The sequence below is a fragment of the Kitasatospora sp. NPDC101157 genome (genome assembly GCF_044768255.1).
GTDB lineage: Bacteria > Actinomycetota > Actinomycetes > Streptomycetales > Streptomycetaceae > Kitasatospora.
On sequence record NZ_JBIWPL010000009.1, the window covers coordinates 9,329 to 13,048 of the forward strand.

Here is a 3,720-nt window from a genome sequence, read left to right on the forward strand (position 1 = left end):
CCCTGCTGGCCGCCCGCCCCGCGTGCCGCCCGCGCGGGGCGTCCCCCCCGCCCCGGGGGGGCGGCGCGGGGGGGGGTCTACCCCCGCCCCCGCGCCCGCCCCGTTGGCTTCGGAGTTCACCCCTCGGTGCGGGTGTTCCAGCGGAACCGAGGGCAGCACCGCGCTGCTGGCGACCTACCTCGCCCACGTGGCGCGCGAGGCGGAGGTGCCGGACGAGGCCGTCGGCCGTCGGGCCGCGGCCGCCCGCGCCCCTCACGCACTCGTTGCACGGATCACGTGCGCACTACGGCGAGCGCCGGAGGAGCGCGAGGAGAGCCTGCGGGACGGCACGCTCGTGAACGAAGGGAGGAGGCGGATCCCCACCCGCCGTTCGGGTGACGGCGGGGCGCCCGGACGCGCCCGGGCGCGTTCGGCCGTCCTCCGTGCGGGTGAGTGAGGCTCGTCACTGGTTCGCGCCATCGGTTCGCAGACTGGGTAGGAGTACGTTCCTTCGACCAGCGGCCAAGGTTCCTCCCCGGCCGCGCATCCCCCGGTCAGCAGTGCTTCCGACGAGAGAGACACCAGACATGTCTGCACTTGTCCCGTCCCAGCCTCCACCCCAGTCCGTCGGCGTGGTCGCCGAGTCGTCCGGCGGGGAGACCCGCGTCGCGGCGACACCGGCGACCGTGCGGCAGCTGCTCGGTCTCGGCTACGACGTCGTCGTCGAGCCGGAGGCCGGTGCCGCCTCCGGCTTCACCGACGACGCCTACACCGAGGCCGGGGCGCGCATCGGCGACGCCTGGGCGGCGGAGGTGGTCCTGAAGATCAACGCCCCGACGGACGACGAGATCGCCCGGCTGCGCTCGGGCACCACCCTGGCGGGCCTGCTCGCGCCCGCCCAGCACCCCGAGCTGCTCAAGGCGCTCTCCGCCCGCGGCGTCACCGCGCTGGCACTGGACGCCGTCCCGCGGATCTCCCGGGCGCAGTCGATGGACGTGCTCAGCTCGATGGCCAACATCGCCGGGTACCGGGCGGTGATCGAGGCGGCCCACGTGTTCGGGCGCTTCTTCACCGGCCAGGTCACCGCCGCGGGCAAGGTCCCGCCGGCGAAGGTCCTGGTGGCGGGCGCCGGCGTGGCCGGCCTGGCCGCCATCGGCGCCGCGTCCAGCCTGGGCGCGATCGTCCGGGCGACCGATCCTCGGCCCGAAGTGGCCGATCAGGTACGGTCGTTGGGAGGCGAGTACCTGGCCGTGGAGGTCGCCCAGGAGGCGAGCACCGACGGGTACGCCAAGGCGACCTCCGCCGAGTACGACCGCGCCGCCGCGGCGCTGTACCACGAGCAGGCGAAGGACGTGGACATCATCGTCACGACCGCGCTGATCCCCGGGCGCCCGGCCCCGCGGCTGGTCACGGCCGAGGACGTGGCGGCGATGCGGCCCGGCAGCGTCATCGTCGACATGGCCGCAGCGCAGGGCGGCAACGTCGAGGGCACCGTGCCGGGCCGGACGGTGGTCACCGACAACGGCGTCACCATCATCGGGTACACCGACCTGGCGGCCCGGCTGCCCGCCCAGGCCTCCCAGTTGTTCGGCACCAACCTGGTCAACCTGTTGAAGCTGCTGACGCCCGGGCGGGACGGCCGGTTGGCCCTCGACTTCGAGGACGTGATCCAGCGGGCCGTGACGGTCGTCCGCGACGGCGAGATCACCTGGCCGCCGCCGCCCGTGGCCGTGTCGGCCGCCCCGGCCGCGCAGCCCGCCGCGCCGGCGTCCGCGGCCGTGGAACCGGGACGGCCCCGTCTCGGACCGGCGGCGCGCTTCGGCCTGATCGGCGCGGGGATGCTCGCGGCCTTCCTGCTGACCGCCTTCGCTCCGGCCCAACTGGCCCAGAACCTCACGGTGTTCGCACTGGCCGTGGTCATCGGCTACTACGTCATCGGCAAGGTGCACCACGCCCTGCACACCCCGCTGATGTCGGTGACCAACGCGATCTCCGGGATCGTGGTGATCGGGGCCCTGCTGCAGATCGGCCACGAGAGCCGCGTCGTCACCGGGCTGTCCTTCGTCGCCGTGCTGCTGACCAGTGTGAACATCTTCGGCGGCTTCGCCGTCACCCGCCGCATGCTGTCGATGTTCTCGACCTCCCCCGAAAGGCGTTGAGCCCGATGACTTCCACGACGGCCTCGCACGCCGCGGACCTGGTCGCCGCGCTGCTGTTCATCCTCAGCCTCGCCGGGCTCTCCCAGCACCGGACGTCGCGGGCCGGCGTCGTCTACGGCATCGCCGGCATGGCCCTCGCGCTGGTCGCCACCGTCGTGGTGGCGGCGCAGAGCATCGCCGCCGGCGCGGTCGCGCTGATCGTGCTCGCGATGGCGCTCGGCGGTGCGGCCGGGCTGTGGCGGGCGCGGCGGGTCGAGATGACGCAGATGCCCGAACTGATCGCCGTCCTGCACAGCTTCGTCGGCCTCGCCGCCGTCCTGGTCGGCTGGAACAGCTACCTGGAGGTCGAGTCCCACGGGTCCGGCCGGACCCGGATCGCCGGTGAGCTGCTCGGCATCCACCACGCCGAGGTCTTCATCGGCGTCTTCATCGGCGCGGTCACCTTCACCGGTTCCATCGTGGCCTTCCTGAAGCTGTCCGCCCGGATCGCCTCGCGCCCGCTGACGCTGCCCGGGAAGAACGCCCTCAACCTGGGCGCGCTGGCCGCCTTCGCGGCCCTGACGGTCTGGTTCACCGCCAGCCCGGGCCCGGTCCTGATGGTCGCGGTCACGGTGCTGGCGCTCGCCCTGGGCTGGCACCTGGTCGCCTCGATCGGCGGCGGCGACATGCCCGTGGTGGTCTCCATGCTGAACAGCTACTCGGGCTGGGCCGCGGCCGCCTCCGGGTTCCTGCTCGACAACAACCTGCTCATCGTCACCGGGGCGCTGGTCGGCTCCTCCGGCGCCTACCTGTCGTACATCATGTGCAGGGCCATGAACCGCTCCTTCCTGTCCGTGATCGCCGGCGGCTTCGGCATCGAGGCCCCGTCCGGCGGGGGCGAGGAGCAGGGCGAGCACCGCGAGGTGCACGCCGAGGAGGTCGCCGGGCTGCTCGACCGGGCCCGGTCCGTGGTGATCACCCCCGGCTACGGCATGGCCGTGGCCCAGGCCCAGCACCCGGTGGCCGAGTTGACGCAGCGGCTGCGCGAGCGCGGGGTCGAGGTCCGCTTCGGGGTGCACCCCGTCGCCGGGCGCCTGCCCGGGCACATGAACGTGCTGCTGGCCGAGGCGAAGGTGCCCTACGACATCGTCCTGGAGATGGACGAGATCAACGACGACTTCGCCGCGACCTCGGTCGTCCTCGTCATAGGCGCCAACGACACCGTCAACCCGGCCGCCACCGAGGACCCGAGCAGCCCGATCGCCGGGATGCCGGTGCTGCGGGTGTGGGAGGCCGAGCAGGTGGTCGTCTTCAAGCGCTCGATGGCCTCCGGCTACGCGGGGGTGCAGAACCCGCTGTTCTTCCGGGAGAACACCGGCATGCTCTTCGGCGACGCCAGGCAGAGCGTCGAGGCGATCCTGCGGGCCCTGCCCGGCCGGGACCCGGAGGGCGCGGTTCCGGCCGCCGGGCGCGCGGCGGCGGCGCGGTAGCACCGCCCGCGGCCCGGGCGTGGGGCGCGGGGGGGGGGGGGGGCTCCACCGCCCCGCCGACCCCCCCCCCCACCCCCCCCCCACGACCGCCCCGCCCCAACAACACCCCCACC

General features: G+C 73.9%; 2 protein-coding genes. Both read left to right on the forward strand.

Features of this window, described 5'->3' with window-relative positions:
* Positions 1–566 precede the first annotated feature (566 nt).
* Complete coding sequence (locus ACIRVF_RS20050) at positions 567–2,138, forward strand: Re/Si-specific NAD(P)(+) transhydrogenase subunit alpha (RefSeq protein WP_402819198.1); 1,572 nt, start codon at positions 567–569, stop codon at positions 2,136–2,138.
* Positions 2,139–2,143: 5 nt separating this feature from the next.
* On the forward strand, positions 2,144–3,607 hold the full coding sequence (gene pntB, locus ACIRVF_RS20055; protein WP_402819201.1) for a Re/Si-specific NAD(P)(+) transhydrogenase subunit beta: 1,464 nt from the start codon (positions 2,144–2,146) through the stop codon (positions 3,605–3,607).
* The last annotated feature ends 113 nt before the right edge of the window (positions 3,608–3,720 follow it).

What these genes read in the sequence shown, in the direction of transcription:
- ACIRVF_RS20050 (WP_402819198.1), top strand. Translation starts at nt 567, where the DNA reads ATGTCTGCACTTGTCCCGTCCCAGCCTCCACCCCAGTCCGTCGGCGTG.
- pntB (WP_402819201.1), top strand. Translation starts at nt 2,144, where the DNA reads ATGACTTCCACGACGGCCTCGCACGCCGCGGACCTGGTCGCCGCGCTG.